The 15,029-nt window shown below is 66.0% G+C and carries 14 protein-coding genes and 1 pseudogene; 7 read left to right on the top strand and 8 right to left on the bottom strand.

Annotated elements, in window-relative coordinates:
• Window positions 1-127: 127 nt before the first annotated feature.
• A complete protein-coding gene (locus ACR65J_RS06580) occupies window positions 128-481 on the top strand; it encodes a hypothetical protein (RefSeq protein WP_324643235.1) in 354 nt (117 codons plus the stop codon).
• Between the two features lie 47 nt (window positions 482-528).
• Here the strand turns inward: ACR65J_RS06580 and ACR65J_RS06575 are convergent, their stop codons facing one another.
• The 3 genes from ACR65J_RS06575 to ACR65J_RS06565 form a co-directional block, all read right to left on the bottom strand.
• On the bottom strand, window positions 529-1,461 hold the full coding sequence (locus ACR65J_RS06575) for a threonine/serine dehydratase (RefSeq protein WP_440167170.1): 933 nt from the start codon (window positions 1,459-1,461) through the stop codon (window positions 529-531).
• A gap of 2 nt (window positions 1,462-1,463) precedes the next feature.
• Complete coding sequence (locus ACR65J_RS06570) at window positions 1,464-1,727, bottom strand: hypothetical protein (RefSeq protein ID WP_440167168.1); 264 nt, start codon at window positions 1,725-1,727, stop codon at window positions 1,464-1,466.
• An 89-nt stretch (window positions 1,728-1,816) separates the two neighbouring features.
• On the bottom strand, window positions 1,817-2,755 hold the full coding sequence (locus ACR65J_RS06565) for a LysR family transcriptional regulator (protein WP_440167167.1): 939 nt from the start codon (window positions 2,753-2,755) through the stop codon (window positions 1,817-1,819).
• A gap of 238 nt (window positions 2,756-2,993) precedes the next feature.
• On the opposite strand from ACR65J_RS06565, the gene ACR65J_RS06560 reads away from it, so the two are divergent.
• The 3 genes from ACR65J_RS06560 (at window position 2,994) to ACR65J_RS06550 (ending at window position 6,340) form a co-directional block, all read left to right on the top strand.
• Window positions 2,994-4,112 (top strand): PrpF domain-containing protein, encoded by a 1,119-nt coding sequence (locus ACR65J_RS06560; protein ID WP_440167166.1) that lies wholly within the window; start codon window positions 2,994-2,996, stop codon window positions 4,110-4,112.
• Between the two features lie 10 nt (window positions 4,113-4,122).
• Window positions 4,123-5,595 (top strand): SLC13 family permease, encoded by a 1,473-nt coding sequence (locus tag ACR65J_RS06555; RefSeq protein ID WP_440167165.1) that lies wholly within the window; start codon window positions 4,123-4,125, stop codon window positions 5,593-5,595.
• Window positions 5,596-5,764: 169 nt separating this feature from the next.
• Window positions 5,765-6,340 carry an AAA family ATPase gene (locus tag ACR65J_RS06550; protein WP_440167164.1) on the top strand — a complete coding sequence of 192 codons (576 nt, stop codon included), beginning with the start codon at window positions 5,765-5,767 and terminating at the stop codon, window positions 6,338-6,340.
• 68 nt (window positions 6,341-6,408) lie between these two features.
• On the opposite strand, the gene ACR65J_RS06545 is transcribed toward ACR65J_RS06550, so the two are convergent.
• Both ACR65J_RS06545 and ACR65J_RS06540 read right to left on the bottom strand, forming a co-directional pair.
• Window positions 6,409-7,284, bottom strand: a complete 876-nt coding sequence (locus tag ACR65J_RS06545; RefSeq protein WP_440167162.1) for a hypothetical protein — start codon at window positions 7,282-7,284, stop codon at window positions 6,409-6,411.
• A 110-nt stretch (window positions 7,285-7,394) separates the two neighbouring features.
• Window positions 7,395-8,246, bottom strand: coding sequence for an IclR family transcriptional regulator (locus ACR65J_RS06540; protein ID WP_440167160.1), 852 nt, complete (start codon window positions 8,244-8,246; stop codon window positions 7,395-7,397).
• Window positions 8,247-8,405: 159 nt separating this feature from the next.
• Here ACR65J_RS06540 and ACR65J_RS06535 point away from each other — a divergent pair, with 159 nt between their 5' ends.
• From ACR65J_RS06535 to ACR65J_RS06525, 3 genes are all read left to right on the top strand, one after another.
• Entirely contained in the window at window positions 8,406-9,701 is a 1,296-nt protein-coding gene (locus ACR65J_RS06535; protein ID WP_440167158.1) for an MFS transporter, read from the top strand.
• 58 nt (window positions 9,702-9,759) lie between these two features.
• Window positions 9,760-10,959, top strand: a complete 1,200-nt coding sequence (locus ACR65J_RS06530; RefSeq protein ID WP_440167157.1) for an N-acetylglucosamine-6-phosphate deacetylase — start codon at window positions 9,760-9,762, stop codon at window positions 10,957-10,959.
• A gap of 74 nt (window positions 10,960-11,033) precedes the next feature.
• Window positions 11,034-12,674 carry an HNH endonuclease signature motif containing protein gene (locus tag ACR65J_RS06525; protein WP_440167155.1) on the top strand — a complete coding sequence of 547 codons (1,641 nt, stop codon included), beginning with the start codon at window positions 11,034-11,036 and terminating at the stop codon, window positions 12,672-12,674.
• A 13-nt stretch (window positions 12,675-12,687) separates the two neighbouring features.
• Here ACR65J_RS06525 and ACR65J_RS06520 read toward each other — a convergent pair.
• From ACR65J_RS06520 to ACR65J_RS06510, 3 genes and pseudogenes are all read right to left on the bottom strand, one after another.
• Window positions 12,688-13,230, bottom strand: a pseudogene (locus tag ACR65J_RS06520) (MBL fold metallo-hydrolase); the annotation flags it as partial.
• Between the two features lie 121 nt (window positions 13,231-13,351).
• Window positions 13,352-13,987: a GyrI-like domain-containing protein gene (locus ACR65J_RS06515; protein ID WP_440167154.1), complete on the bottom strand. Its 636-nt coding sequence runs from the start codon at window positions 13,985-13,987 to the stop codon at window positions 13,352-13,354.
• A gap of 95 nt (window positions 13,988-14,082) precedes the next feature.
• Entirely contained in the window at window positions 14,083-14,961 is an 879-nt protein-coding gene (locus ACR65J_RS06510) for a Rieske (2Fe-2S) protein (RefSeq protein ID WP_440167152.1), read from the bottom strand.
• Between the last annotated feature and the right edge of the window lie 68 nt (window positions 14,962-15,029).

Here is a 15,029-nt window from a genome sequence, read left to right as displayed (position 1 = left end):
CGGGGCCCATCTGCGGAGGCTCCGCACGATTGGTGCTGCCATTTTAAGCGAAGCCGGAGGTCGCGCGAAGGCATCGGGCTACCCAATCTGCTTACAATCGAAGCCTCTGACCACTACCGAGGGACCCATGAAGAAATTCGCCACAGCCCTGTTTGCCGCCGGCCTCGTTGCTTCCGCTACGGCCTGCACCGCCACACACCAACTGACCACCGCTGAGACCTGCGAGCGGATCCAGGCCGTTGTGTCGAACCCCGCCAACAACGCCGGCAAGACGGGCATGAACAACCTCGCAAACCAGATCCGCCCCATCCACGCCGTCGCCTCGGACGACCTCAAGCCCGCCCTCGCGTCGATCCTGGCGTACACGGACGAACAGGCCAAGGAGAACCCGGACAAGGACAAGCTGGCTGATCTGCAGTCGGGCTACCAGGAAGCCGGCAGCACGTACAGCAAGTTCTGTGGCCAGGCCGGCGGCCAATAGCCGGTTGATCCAGCCCGGGCGTCCTGTTCGGCGCCCGGGCTTCGTCGTCACAGCGTGGCCGGGTCGGTGTTGGCACCGCACAGGATGACGGCCACGCGTTCATCCTCCGCCGGCACATATGCACCGGACATCAGCGCCGCGTAGGCGGCTGCGGCGCCGTGCTCCACCACGATCCGGTAGTCGTTCCACAGCGCGGAACGTGCTTGGATGATGTCCGCGTCCGCTACCAGGACGCTGACGACGCCGCGGCGGACCGCGACAGAGAAGCCGATGTCGCCTGCGCGGCGGGCACCCAGGGAATCAGCTGCCACCCCGGATACCGCCACATCCACCGGCTCACCCGCTGCCAGGGCAGCGTGCAGGGTTGGCGCGGTCCCGGGTTCCACGGCCACCACTTTCGCTGATCCTTCGACGGCGGCAGCTACTCCCGCCATCAGCCCGCCGCCACCCACCGCCACCAGGATGGTGTCGACGTCCGGCACCTGTTCCAGCAGCTCCGAGCCAACCGTTCCGGCGCCGGCGGCGATCTCGGGCTGGTCATACGCGTGGCAGTAGACAGCGCCGGTTTCCTCTGCGCAAGCCACGGCAGCCTGGTAGGCGGCCGCGTACTCCGCACCGCCTTGGACCACCGTGGCGCCGATCGCCTTCAGCTTGGCCACCTTGACGGCCGGCGCGGTTTCAGGAACGAAGACAGTGGCCGGCACTCCCAGCTGCTTCGCGGCATAGGCATTGGCCAGGCCCGCATTTCCGCCGGAGGCCACCACGATGCCCACGTCGGCGCGCAGCTCCCCGCGCTCCTTGCTGGCCAGGATCCGGTTGAGGGCGCCGCGGGCCTTGAACGTGCCAGTGTGCTGCATGAACTCGCACTTGAACCAAACCTGGGCGTTGGATGCCCCGGAGTCCGCCTGCATTACAGGCGTCCTGCGGAGAAGGCCAGCCGTCCGGCGTGCCGCCTGGTCGATGTCGGTGTGGCTGATCATCCTTAGACTTCGTCGTCCCAGCTGCCCGGCTCCGTCAGCGCTTCTTCCGGTTTGTGCTCCCGGGCTGCTTCTTCGCCTCCGACGTACGACGCCGGGACGGTGCCGGCAGCGTGGGCCTGCTGTTCTTCCCGGATATTCGCCGCGCCGGGCTGCTCCGGGTGCTGGCCGGACTGGGGCGCCTTTGTGACTTCCTGCCTGGCCTCGTCCGGGTCGCCCGGACCGCGGAGGTCTGCGGTGTTCTGGGGATCGTCGCTGGAAACGGTCATGGTCCTGCCTTTCACCTGGGAATTGCCTGTTCCTGTTACGGAACCGACGTGTTCGGCCGGGGAAACCCTGCCCGCCTCCAGCCTACGGTCTAGAGGTAGTCGGAGGCCCGTTCCCTGGCGATTTCCAGCAGCGTGGAGTGGAAGGCCACTTCCGCCGGGGCGTAGACCTTGTCCTGGCGCTGCGCCAGCAAGACGCGGCGAAGCGGGGCGGCCTCACCCAGGCTCAGTACCCGCACATCGGGATGCTGGAGCGCCACAGCAGTCTTGGGGACCATTGCCACCCCCATGCCCACACTGACCATGGCCTGCGCCTCCTGGTAGTCGTTGGCCTGGAAGGCGATGGCGGGTTCGAAGCCAGCGTCGTGGGCGGACCGCTGCAGCACCTCCACGACAGGATGCGCCTCCGCACGTACGATCCACGATTCATTGCGCAGGTCCTCCATGCTGACCTGTTCCCTGTCGGCCAGCCGGTGGCCCCGGGCCACCAGGACCACAGTGCTTTCCCGGAACACCTCAGTCACCCGAATGGCATCGTCATGGAAGGGATTCCAAGGGTAGTCCCAGAGGAGGCACAGGCCGGTAACCCCCGATTCAAGGTCCCCCACGAGTTCGTCGAAGCGGGCACTGCGCAGCGACAGCCCGATGGCCGGATAGCGCTTCTTGAAGGCCCGGATGACGATGGGCAGGAAAGACCCTGCCAGCGTGGGAAACGTCCCCACCGTCAGCGATCCCCTGTTGAGCCCTGCGAGTTGGTTCAGGTCGGATTGGGCCGCCTGCATCTGCCTGACAATTTTCCTGGCGTGGCCCGCCAGCATTTGGCCTGCTTCTGTAGGGACCACGCCGCGGGAACGGCGGTTCAGCAGCGGCTGCCCTACTTCCTGCTCCAACTTTCGGAGCTGTTGGGACACAGCCGACGGACTGTACATCTTGAGCTCGGCCGCGGCCGTGATGGATCCCTGCTCCACCACCTCCAACAGCAAGGAGAGCCGACGGACGTCGAATAAAAAGTCGTCTTCACCGTGAAGCATCTCTTAATCCTTCTCTGTTTTCGGTTCAAGGCCTGAAGGGGCGTCCTCCGGTCCCGCTTTCCGGGGGACTTTTCCGCTATCCGATGAACGACGCACGGCTTCTCCATCCCACTGACACCAGTGATTGAAGCAATGCTACATACCTCTACGACTATTGAACATTGTCTTCATCTGTGATCCGGCTCATTCTCGATTCAGGCGCCGAAACGGAAAACAGGCACAAGGAGATGTGGGAACAATGAGGTTTGAAGCGGAATGGATGCGCGGCGGCACCAGCAAGTGCTGGGTGTTTGAAGCCGAGCACCTCCAGGAAGGCGGCGCCGGCTTGGATGTACTGCTGCCGCGGTTGTTCGGAAGCCCGGATTCACGGCAGATCGACGGCGTGGGCGGTGCAACCTCCACCACCAGCAAGGCAGTAATCCTGCACCGCCCCGCTGGGGACGGGGTGGACATCGAGTTCACCTTCGCCCAGGTAGGCATTGAAGAAGCCATCGTGGACTGGGGCAGCAACTGCGGAAACTGCTCGGCTGTGGTGGGCCTGTATGCCATCGAGAAAGGTTGGGTCCTTCCCCAGGGCGACGTGACCCGCGTGGTTACCCGAAACACCAACACCGGACAGGTCATCGTCCAGCGGGTAGCCACTCCGTCCGGGGAGCTCCCGGAGGTCCCTGCGGCGCACATGCCGGGCGTACCGTTCCCGGGCTACCAAGTGGGGCTGGGCTTCCTGGACCCGGCCGGGAAAACCACCGGGGCACTGCTGCCCACCGGCGCGGCAACGGACGTAGTCACGGCCGGCGGAACCCGCTGGACCGTCTCGATGGTGGATGCCGGAGCGCCCGTGGTGATGGTGCAGGCCGCTGAACTGGGCCTGGACCTGGCCCGCTACGAGAGCTGGCAGACCGGCGTTGAGCAACAGCTCGGCGTCCTGGAGCAGATCCGCCGGCAGGCGGCGGTGCGGATGGGACTGGCGGCCACCACTGCCGGTGCGGCCCGCGCCATTCCCAAGCTCGCCGTCGTCGGACGTTCCACTGCCACGGAGCCCGGGTGCGACCTGAACGTCATGATGCTTTCGATGGGCCAGCCGCACCCCGCGCTGGCCATCACCGGAAGCATCGCCCTCACCCTGGCCGCCCGGACGCCGGGAACTGTCCTTCACGCCATCACCGGCGGCTCCGCGGGCGCCACCCTGCGCCTGCGCACCCCTGCCGGCGTCATCGAGACGTGGAGCGAGGAACACGACGGAAGCCTGCTGGTCGGCGTCGACCGCACGGCCCGCACCCTCGCTACCACCATCATCCATCTCCCCGAGGTTTCCGGCAGCGCCGCCGCTGCCTCCCTCGCGGGCGCTACCCTCTGAGGAGACCACCATGGCCAAGACTGTCCTGACCCAAGATTCACTGACCAAAGATGCGCAGCGCAGCGAAGCACCCGCACAGGAAACGCCGAAGGAGCGCCGCGCGCGCACTTCGTCCCGGCGTCGTATCCTGCTGTGGACGGTGGCCGGCGTGGCCATCCTGGGAGTGCTCGCCCTCGTGTTCGGGGGCATGTTCAACCAGGCGGCCGCCACGAACCCGGAGCCTGCCATGACCGCTGTCCAGATCATCCCGCTGGTGATCCTCGTGGTGATGTTCGTCGTGGCCACCAAATGGCCGCTGAACATCGGTGTGATGGGGCTGGTGGCCTCATTCGGCGTTGGCTATTTCATGCTGGGGATGTCGGACAAGCAGATCCTGGCGGACTTCCCGGCCAGCATCGTCCTCACCATCATCGGCGTCACCTACTTCTTCAGCATGGCGCAGCGGAACGGCACCATCGACATCATCGTCAAGGGCTGCGTACGGATGGTCCGCGGAAAGACCCTGCTGCTGCCGTGGGTGTTCTTCCTGATCGCCGCCGCACTGACCTCACTGGGCACGTTCTCGCCTGCTGCCATCGCACTGCTCGCTCCCGCAGCCATCGGATTCGCCTACGAATCCCGGATCCACCCCGTGGTCATGGGCGCATTCATCATCAACGGGGCCCATGCCGGTGGATTCTCCCCGCTGTCCGTTGCCGGCGTGCTGGTGCATGACATCGCCCTGAAGAACGAATTCCCCATTTCCCAGGGCGGCCTGTTCGTTGCCAGCTTCGCCCTGAACCTCATCCTCTCGGTGCTCACCATCGTCCTGTTCGGCCTGATCGGCAAGCTGCGCGACGGCGCTGCGGGCCAGCACGTGGACATCGATACCTCCGCCACCGGACGCCCGCACGGCCAGCAGATCCTGACCCTGGTCCTGATCGCCGTGATGCTGGTGGCCACCCTCGGCTTCCACCTGCCCATCGGCTTCGTGGCCCTCTCGGCCGGACTGCTGCTTGCGTTCATCAACATTAAGGAGCACAAGACCTTCATCGGCGGGATTTCCTGGTCCACCGTCCTCCTGGTGGCGGGCATGATCACCTACGTCTCCCTGCTGGAGCACGTGGGCGTCATCGACACCCTCGCCGAGCAGGCCCTGGCCCTGGGCGCCCCGCTGCTGATCGCCCTGGTCCTCTGCTACGTGATCGGCGTCGGTTCGGCCTTCGCTTCCTCCACGGCCCTGCTCACAGCGTTCATCCCGCTGGCCGGCCCCCTCCTGGCCACGAGCTCGCTCAGCGCCTCCGGAACTGTTGCCGCCCTGGCCATCGCAGCCACCGTCGTCGACGTCTCCCCCTTCTCCACCGACGGCGCCCTGGTGGTGGCCAACGCCCGCGAGGACGACCGGCAGCGGGTCTACAAGCAGCTGATGTTCTACGCAGGCGGCGTGGTCCTGGTGGCCCCGGCCCTGGCCTGGGCACTGCTGGTTCCCACCGGCATCATGTAATCCTGGGCAGTACTTCAAGCGGCCGGCCCGTCAGCATGTGCTGGCGGGCCGCTTTGCTGTTGGCCTTCCTTCCCGCACGCCCGCATCCTGTTTGCGGGCTGTGAGTCCCGTCCCATCCGGGACATTGCGCCCGCCCCCGGCGTTAAACGGAGCGGCGGGAGGAGGCCGGATGATTATTGTGCTGACGGGCATTGATGGATCGGGAAAGTCGACGGCGGCCCGCGCCTTGGTTGCGTCGGTACGTGCCCGGGGCGGACGGGCCGTGGTGGTGAGCAACCACGCGGGCCGGCGGGTCATGTCCCTGGCGGCTGCCAGCTTGGGAGTGCGGCTGCCCGACAGGGTGGCAGACGCCGTTGAAACCCTCCTCCGGGTGGTCAACGTGCTGGTCTCGCACCTGCGTGCCAGCCGGTTCGACGGTCTGGTGGTCATGGACCGTCACCTGCACTGCCAGCTGGCACTGCGGCATGCAAAAGGACTGCCCCGCGGCCGCTTCCTCCCCTGGCTGATGGACCGGTTGCCGCAACCGGACGCCATCATCCACCTGGACCTGGACCCCGCGGAAGCGCACCGTCGCATCATTGCCAGGGGAACGGATTCAGAGAACCTCGAGGATCTGGCCGCTTTCCACAAGGGGTACCGGGAACTGCCGGAGTACGCGGGTTTTTTACGGATAGACGCGTGCGCCCCGGCTGCTGAGGTTGCGGCTGAGATGAACTCCCGGCTGGCCTCAGCACGGACGGATTGACGGCTGGCCACAGAGAAAGCGGGCCGGGACTGTGCAGTCCCGGCCCGCCCTCTTTCAGTGGCTGCAGGCTACCGAGAGGCGGTCGGCGAGGCCGACGACGAGGCGCCGCTGCCCGATGACATGGTCGCCGAAGAGGTAGACGAGGGAGTAGGCGAAGCCGAGCTGCTCGGCGAGGACATGCCTCCCGAGCCGGACGAGCTGGTGGAGGTGGCGCTGGACGTTGCTCCCCCGCCCTCGGCCTTCTTCAACACGTCGTTGATCAGGCCCTCAAGTTCCTTCTGGTCCTGGTCGCCCAGGTCGGTGCCGCTCTTGGTGGCAACCACCAGCAGGCGGCCCTGTGCAGCGGACACCTGCATCAGCTTCTGCTGGTTGTCACCGCTGCGGGTGCTGATGGTGGCGAACGTCTTATCCGCGTCGGTATCGGCGTTCAGTTCCTCGCTGGACACGTCGTACTTCTGCCCCAGGGCGGAGACCGAGAACTTGGCGCACTGGTCCATCTTGCCGCTGATGTCGGTCAGGGTCTTTACGGCGTCAGGGCCGTCACTGCCGGACTGGGCAGACAGGCTGCGCGGCTGGTTGCCCTCGGAAAGCGCCACGGCTACGTCACCGTTTTCCACCTTGTCCAGCAGGCCGGCGGTGGCAATGTCCTTGCAGTCCTTGGGGTCGACAGTTGCCGTGCTCATGAGCAGGTTGGCGATATTTCCGCCCTGGTCAACCTGCTCCTTGGAGTACAGCTTGAGCTCGTTGCCGTCGGCGTCCTTCATGCCAGAGATGAGGTCGCGGAGTTGGTCCTCCGAATACACCTTGGCCTCCGCCGTCTGGCTGGCGGAAGCGGAGGCCGTCGCGGAACCGGACGGGCTGGCAGTACCGCCGCCCCCTCCCGAGCAGCCGGCCAAGGCCAGCATCGCCGCAGCGACAACTCCAAGCGCAGAAACTTTTCGCATCAGGTTCACCCTCCAAAATAGGCAGCATGCTTAGTACTTTCACTCTAGAGGTTCCCATGAGACGAGTGAAATAACGGCGCGAGGGAAGTTTGCCTGGCGCCTGGGGGCAATCACCCGAACTGGCGCCGAGGCTCCTGCTGCTGCGCTGGCCGCCACGCACCGCTGGCCTTGGCTTGGTGCCCGAGGTTCCGCGAGATGGCGCGCGCCGCGGCCCTGACCAATGGCACCAGCTCATGCGCCGGTGTAGCTTCGTCCGGAACCACGATGGACAGCGCAGCCACCACGCCGCCGTCGGCTCCGTGGATGGGGGCGGCGACGGAGACGGTGCGGGAAGGGTTGTTCCTGCGCACCACCGCGACCCCCGAGTGCTTGACGTTTGCCAGGACAGCACGTAGCCCAGCGCCCGCAATACAGCCTGACCCTGACCCTGGATCGTCGAGCTCGGCCAGCAACTCATGCTGCAGTTCAGTGGCCGAGTATGCCAGAAGCACCTGCCCGACGGCGGTGGTCCGCAACGGCATGCGGCCACCTACGCGGTAGGCCACCTCAGTTGCGGTACGGGACGAAAGCCTATCGATCAGGACCGCTTCTTTCCCTTCCCGCACAGAGAGCAGTACGTGGTGCCGGGTAACTTCATACAGGTCCTCAAGGTAAGGCAGGGCAATCTGCCGCACCCCATGGCCGCGGGGCGAAAGCGAGGCGATCTCCCACAGGCGTACTCCTACAACGTACCGGCCGTCCTCCATACGTTCCAGTGCACCCCACTCCGTCAAATGCCTCACTAGCCGGAGTGCCGTTGCGGGGGCCAGCCCTGACAGGCGGGCCAGTTCCGACAGATTCAAGGCGCGGCGCTGTTCGCTGAACTGGCCCAGCAGTCTGAGAGCGCGTACCACCACCGGTTGGCCCGGGAGGTCCGAATGTCCCCCGGCAGCACCTCCTGCTCCCGCCAAGTCGCCTCCCAACGTCTGGTTCCTTCTTCCTCCAGCCTGGCTTTTGTGGGCTGTAACACAAAGCATGGTTTCACTCAGTGAAAAGCACGATTCCTGATGCCTGTGCCTACCGGCAGTCTGAAGGTCGACCCGCCAGAAATTGCCTGGCGTCCTTACCGATTGGAATCAACGATGAACTCCAATGCCCCCCGAAAATCCCTGTCCGTCATCTTCGTACTGTGCTGGCTTGGCCTGCTCGCTGATGGTTATGACCTCTACGTCTACGGAGCCACCCTGCCTGGACTGATCGGACACCCCCCGTTCAACGTGACACCAGCGGCGGCAGGCGCCGTGGGTTCCATTGCACTGGTTGGGATGTTGCTCGGTTCCCTCATTGTCGGCACCCTGACGGACCGGTTCGGTCGTCGCCGCATCTTCGTGGGTGCACTGGGCCTCTTTTCGGTGGCCATGCTGGCGTGCTCGGCGGCACCGAGCTGGGAGATGTTTGCGGCATTCCGCTTCGTTGCCTGCTTCGGCGTGGGCGGTTTGCTTCCGACGGCGGTGGCCCTCACCAACGAGTTCGCCCCGCCCGGAAGGAAGTCCCTGGTGCTGGGCGCGGTGCTGACGGGCCCAGCCGTAGGAACTGTGGCGGCATCGCTAAGTTCGCTCTCGCTGCTGGAATCCGCCGGCTTCCGGCCGGTCTACGCCATCGGCGCGGCAGGCCTCCTGCTGGTTCCACTGGCGTGGTTCATGCTGCCCGAGTCACCCTCGTTCCTCCGCATACGTCTCCGCGCTGCTGAGGCGGATGCCCTCGAAGCAGCGTATGGCCTTGCTAGAACGGCAGAGGCGCCGTCGTCGACCGCGCGCGTATCCCCGACGCGGGCCCTCTTCGCCGCAGGAACGGCCCGGACCACTCTCCTGCTGTGGGCCATCACCGTGCTGAGCCTGCTGACCATCTTCGGCGTGAGCACCTGGCTGCCGCAGATCATGCGCACGGCTGGTTTTGGGGTGGGATCCTCGGTGTCCTTCCTGCTCGCCTACTCCATGGGGGCCGTCGTGGGGACGGTCCTGGCGTCCTTCGCCAGCCAGAAGTTCGGGCCGCGTCCCCTGGTCATCGTGGGCTTCGTCAGCGCGGCAGCCGCCCTGCTGCTGATGTCCGGCAACCCGCCGGCAGTGCTCATGACGCTGCTAGCCGCCGTAGCGGGCTTCGGCGGTCTAGGGACGCAGAACATGATCAACGACTACATCGCGCAGTTCTACCCTTCGGCTACCCGCGCCACGGGTCTGGGCTGGGCTCTGGCCGTGGGACGGCTAGGGGCCATCGCCGGACCTGCTTACGGCGCAATGCTGGTGGGCTTTGGCGGCGGGGTTCCGGTGGCTGCCATGGCGTTTGCGGCGCCCGCGCTGCTGGGTGCCGCGCTGATGCTTGCCCTGCGCGCCAAGGCCGCTCGCCAGGCCGTGCCCGCCGGCTCCGAACTGGTGGGCTGACATCCGGGCTTTGCGTTCATCCCCTGTGGAATAATCCGTGGCGGGAGGCGAGTGGACCGTGAACAGTGAGCTCATCCTCCGCGGGCACATTTTGTCGGCGACCCTGGATGTGCCGGGCGGTGTTGTAGCGGTCGACGGCGGTGTAGTCACCTTCGCTGGGCCGGCGTCGGAATTTTCCGGGGTTCTTCCGGATCAGGCTGAGGCCCCGGGGTTTCTCCTGCCCGGCCTGGTCGACCTGCACTGCCATGGCGCACACGGTGCTGACTTCTCGGAAGGCAGCCCTGACGGTGCCCGCCATGCCGCCCGCTACCTTCACAGCCGCGGCACCACTACGCTTCTGGCCAGCGTCGTCACGGGGCAGCCCGGCCACCTCGTCCGCAACCTTGAAGTTCTTCGGAGGCTGGCGGGTGAGGAGCTTATTGCCGGTTCGCATCTCGAAGGTCCGTTCCTCTCGACGGAGCAGTGCGGTGCCCATAACATTGCACTGCTGTTGGATCCCGATCCGGGTCTGCTGTCCGGATTTCTTGGTGCTGCCGGGGAGTCGCTCGTCTCCATGACCCTGGCAGCCGAGCTCCCCGGAGCGTTCGAACTTGTGGATCTTCTCGCGGCGCGCGGCATCATCCCGTCCTTGGGACACACGGCTGCGGATCATCCGACGGCGGCGGCTTTCCTTAAGCGCGCAGCGGGCGGTTTGGCCGCTGCCGGGAATCCCCCGGGACCGCGCCGGCCGACGGTCACCCACCTGTTCAACGCCATGCCTCCACTGCACCATCGCTCTCCGGGACCAGTCGCGGCCAGCCTCAGCGCGGCACGGGCGGGAGAGGCGGTGGTGGAGCTGATAGCCGACGGCGTGCACGTGGCGCCTGAAACTGTGAAGCTGGTCTTTGATCTCGTTGGTGCGGACAATATCGCCCTCGTCACCGACTCGATAGCTGCAACGGGCTTGGACGACGGCCAATATCGGCTGGGCTCCCTTTCCGTCACGGTGGACGAAGGCGTGGCGCGGATGGACGCCACTGGTGCCATTGCGGGTGGAACCTGCACGCTGCTGGAGGTTGTCCGGGCTACTGTCGCAGCGGGTGTTTCCCTGCGCGACGCCGTAACCTCGGCGTCGGCTGTTCCCGCGTCCGTGCTGGGGCTCTCGGCGCAGGCCGGGGACCTGCGTCCCGGGATGCCGGCGGACGTCGTGGTGCTTGACCAGGATCTGAAGCTGTCCCGTGTGCTGCGGAAAGGCATGTGGGTAACCCCTTCGGGCTAACCGCTCCCGCTTGCTGTGGCAGCCTGGCTTCGGGTGCGCCTTTGAATGTCGGACCCCCGTTGGATGATGTTCTTATGGGAATCGGCGGTGGTGCTGGGGTGGCTTTGGAGGGTGTCCTTGCCTCTGCTGCTGCCCTGGACGCCCTGGAGAAAGAGGACGCTTTCCTGGCTTCCGGGGCTCATGTTGGTGCCGGCGTGGATGTGTTGCAGCGCCGGTACGAGATCCGGCTGGAACGCCTGGAAGCCGCGTCCCGCCTGGAAGCGCAACTGGCAGCGGTGAAGGCACGGGACGCCGCTGAAGCCATCGAATTCCAGCGGGCGATGACTCCGCCGGGCGCCTCCGTCCAGGACCGCACGTACGCGGAGATGTCGGTGGTGGAGGAGACCGCCGGGGTCATGACCATCAGTTCCGCGGCCGCGGGCGCGTTGGTGGACCAGTCCCGCCGGATCTGTTCGCTGCCGCTGGTGTTCGAGGCGCTGTCCGCGGGCGCGATGTCCTGGCAACACGCCCGGATCGTGGCCGATGAGACCGAAGGCCTCACCCCTGAGGGTGCAGCGTCTTTGGTAGCGCATTTCTTCGACCCTGACGCACCCAACGCCGCCCGGGGTGCCGCACCGGGGGAACTCGTCCCGTCCCGGTTCCGGGCCAAGGTCCGCGCCTGGCGGGAACGCCACCACCCCGAATCGATCGAGAAACGACACGCCAAAGGGGTCGCCGACCGGCGGATGGAGTACGCCCCGGACCGGGATGGCATGGCTTGGGTTTCGCTCTACCTTCCCGGGGACACCGCGTGCGCCATCTGGAACCGCACCACCGCTGCCGCCCGCGGCCTCCAAGGCCCCAACGAAGAGCGCACCCTTACCCAACTCCGCCCCGACATCGCCGCATCCCTGCTCCTCGGAGCCGGCATGAAGCCCGGAACCGGGGACACCGCCGCCCACGCCGAGGAAGACGGTCCCGGCGTTCATGGCCCGCAGGGAGTCACCGAGATCGGGAAGGTCCCTGCCCCGCGGGCCGATGTCCTGGTCACCGTGCCGGTGTTCGCGCTCCTCGACCTCACCGACGAACCCGCAGTCCTGGATGGTTTCGGGCCGATCCCGGCATCGATGGCGCGGAAACTCGTCGCGGACGGGGCGGAGTCGTTCTACCGGGTCCTGGTCGACCCGCGCGACGGGGCACCACTGGAAATCGGCCGCAAAAACTACCGGCTCACCGAGGCCATCAAACGCTGGATCAGGATGCGCGATGGCAAATGCACCTTCCCCGGCTGCAACAACAAGACCAGCGACAACGAAACCGACCACCTCACCCCCTGGGAACACGGCGGCACCACCAACGTCACCAACCTGGCCCAGCTCTGCCCCAAACACCATCTACTCAAACACCACAGCAGATGGACACCCGATCCAGCAACCGAGAACAATCCACCCGGCTGGACCTCACCCACCGGACGCCACTACAAACCCGAACACCCCGACCCCGAACCAACCCACTGGCCCGCGGAAAGCTGGCCTGGTGCTTCCCTTGGCACGTCCCGGACTGCCAACGGGCCGGCTACGCAGCCTCGGGGGATCCCGCAGCGCGGCCACGCAACTTCATCCGTTGCGTGCGCTCCTTCATTGTCAGAGCCCGCAGCCGCGGAACGGCCCCAAGAGCAAGCGGCTGCCCATGGCCCGGTGCCAGCAACCGGGGACCCAGTCCTGCGAGGCGTGTGATGGAGTCCAAGGATTGCTCCCAGTTCCAGGTGGTGTACCTGGGCGGCCCGGACAGGTCCGGTACGCCTGAGACGATGCCGCGGATGGAATTCAAACCCACCGTCACCACCGCATCCCCGGTGAGCAGGACGCCATCGCCGGCGCGCCAATAGGCAACATGTCCGGGAGTGTGGCCGGGCGTGGGGATGGCCGCCCACCCGGGCAGCCCTGGTATTCCTCCATCGCCGGGCAGGCTTTGGGCCACGTCCGTAATGTCACCGGACGCCTCGATCCTGCGGCGGGCGCGGGCGGGCAACGACCACAGGAGCGGTGCGATGATCCAGCGGTCCAGCGGCATGGAAAACTCGGGGATGTATTTCCCGGCGGCCATGGGTAGCTCTGCTTGGTGGACGTACACCGGCACCTCCCACCTCCGGGCCAGGGCACCGGCAGCGCCGGAGTGGTCCGGATGGATGTGCGTCAAAAGGATGGCATCAGGCGTGATGCCATTCCCCAACTCCTGCTCCACAGCGCGCCGGACCGGCTCCGCGCTGCCGGCCCAGCCACAGTCCACCATCGCCCAGGTGGTACCCGAGCGCACAAGGTAGAGGTTTGCGGCCATCGGACCTGCACCGGAGGTCATCATGAGCACGCCGGAAGCAATCTCCCGCGGTTCGGTAACGCGCGTCATCGGTCTTTCACACCACAGGGTGGCGAATGAGCGTGCGCAGCTTGTCAGGTGAGCTGCGGCGGGGGTCGCCGAGGTAAATTTCGTGGTGCCTGCCGTGGACCTTCAGCCCGGCCTCCACGACCGCGGCGTCGAGACTGGCGATTGTGGCACCTTCGTCAGCGTAAGGACCAACATGGAGCGTTTGGGCGCAGCGGCCCTCTTCCCAGCGCTCGAACTGGAGCAGGTCCAGTGCGGGAAGTTCCTTGGCCCGGGACTCCTCTCGGGCCCCCTCCAGCAGGGCTTCGTCGATTGGTTCGGGTTGAACCATCATGGCCTGCCACCGCCATGATTCCCGGTCGACTCCTAAGAGCCCGACGAAGCCTGCTGTTATGGCCTCCCCGGGATCAGCTTGCCCAGGCCCGGCGAACCACCACAGTGCTTCCAGCGGCATTACCTTCGTGATCAAACCAGCATGCTTCTTGAGCCCGAAGTGCGCGGCGTAGCTGACGGTAAAGAGCGCCTGAACTGCATCCGCGAATGCGGGCCCGTCGGGGTCCCCCTGGCCCCGGACCATGGCGAAGAGCAGCGGAGGAACGTCAACGAAATCGACGGATCCCTTCCGCCCCTTGTAGAGGACTGCGATGTCCTCGCGAAGATCGCTCACCGCGCCTGCACTCACCTCGCCTGGATTCCCCTGGACCTCGCCATGCACCCAGTTTTCCGCCGCGCTTCCCTACCCAGTAGGGCCGAACGGCCTTTCTAACCGTCCGCTCCAGGCAGGCAAACCTCCACGAGTTCACCGCTCACGCGCGTCTCGAAAAGCGGCTGCCGGGAAGTTGCGGGGCCGGCCTTCACTTCTCCGGTACGCAATGAGAATGTGCTGCGGTGCCATGGACAGACGACGCACGGGTCACCGCCGTCGTCCTTGATCTTGCCTTCGTGAAGCGGTCCGGAAAGGTGGCTGCAGACGTCGGACAGGACGTTAACAGCCCCGCCTTCGCGGTGTACCAGCAGCGGGATACCGGCGACTTCGCGCTTGTGCAGCCCGCCTTCGGGCAGCTCCGCGAGCGGTGCCAGCGGGTGCCAGCCGGACGGGAAGCGGTGGGGGATTTCCTCGCTGTGGTTTACGCCTGCGGCCTGGCGGTAGGACAGGTGGCCGCCAAGGAAGCCGCCGGCGCTTACGGTGGCAAGTCCAAGATAGGCAAGCACCTTGCCGCTTCCGTGGCTGCCAGTTGCCCGCTGCACAAGCGACGCAAAGTAAAGGCCAGTGGCGGTGACGTTGGCCGCGGCGTGCACCAAGCCCACCCTCTGCTGCTGCGGATGCAGTTGGGACCAATCAGTGAACCCGGCCAGGGCGGACGGAATCACGCTGGCGGTGCCCACGCCGATCAGCAGCCGGGCAGCTTTTTCTCCGCCGGGGACTGCATCGAGCACGCCTGCGGAGAGCCAGGCGCCGATGGGCACCTGGACTGCAAGGGGATGAACCGGATGGCCAATGGGGACACCATGGAGGACATCACGGGCCCACCGGGGCTTGATGACCTTCAGGACGACTTTCCGGACGCTCTTGGCCAGTGGGTCAAGCCACTCGGCATCCTCGAGGCGGGTGACAAGCTCAAGTGCGGGCAACGGTTTCATGTGTCCTCCCTTACCCCGATTACCGCAATCCACTCAGCGCCAAATACCTGTCTTGGGAAGAGGTACGT

The organism is Arthrobacter sp. SAFR-044 (genome assembly GCF_059414985.1).
This window is presented reverse-complemented; position numbering and strand designations above follow the sequence as displayed.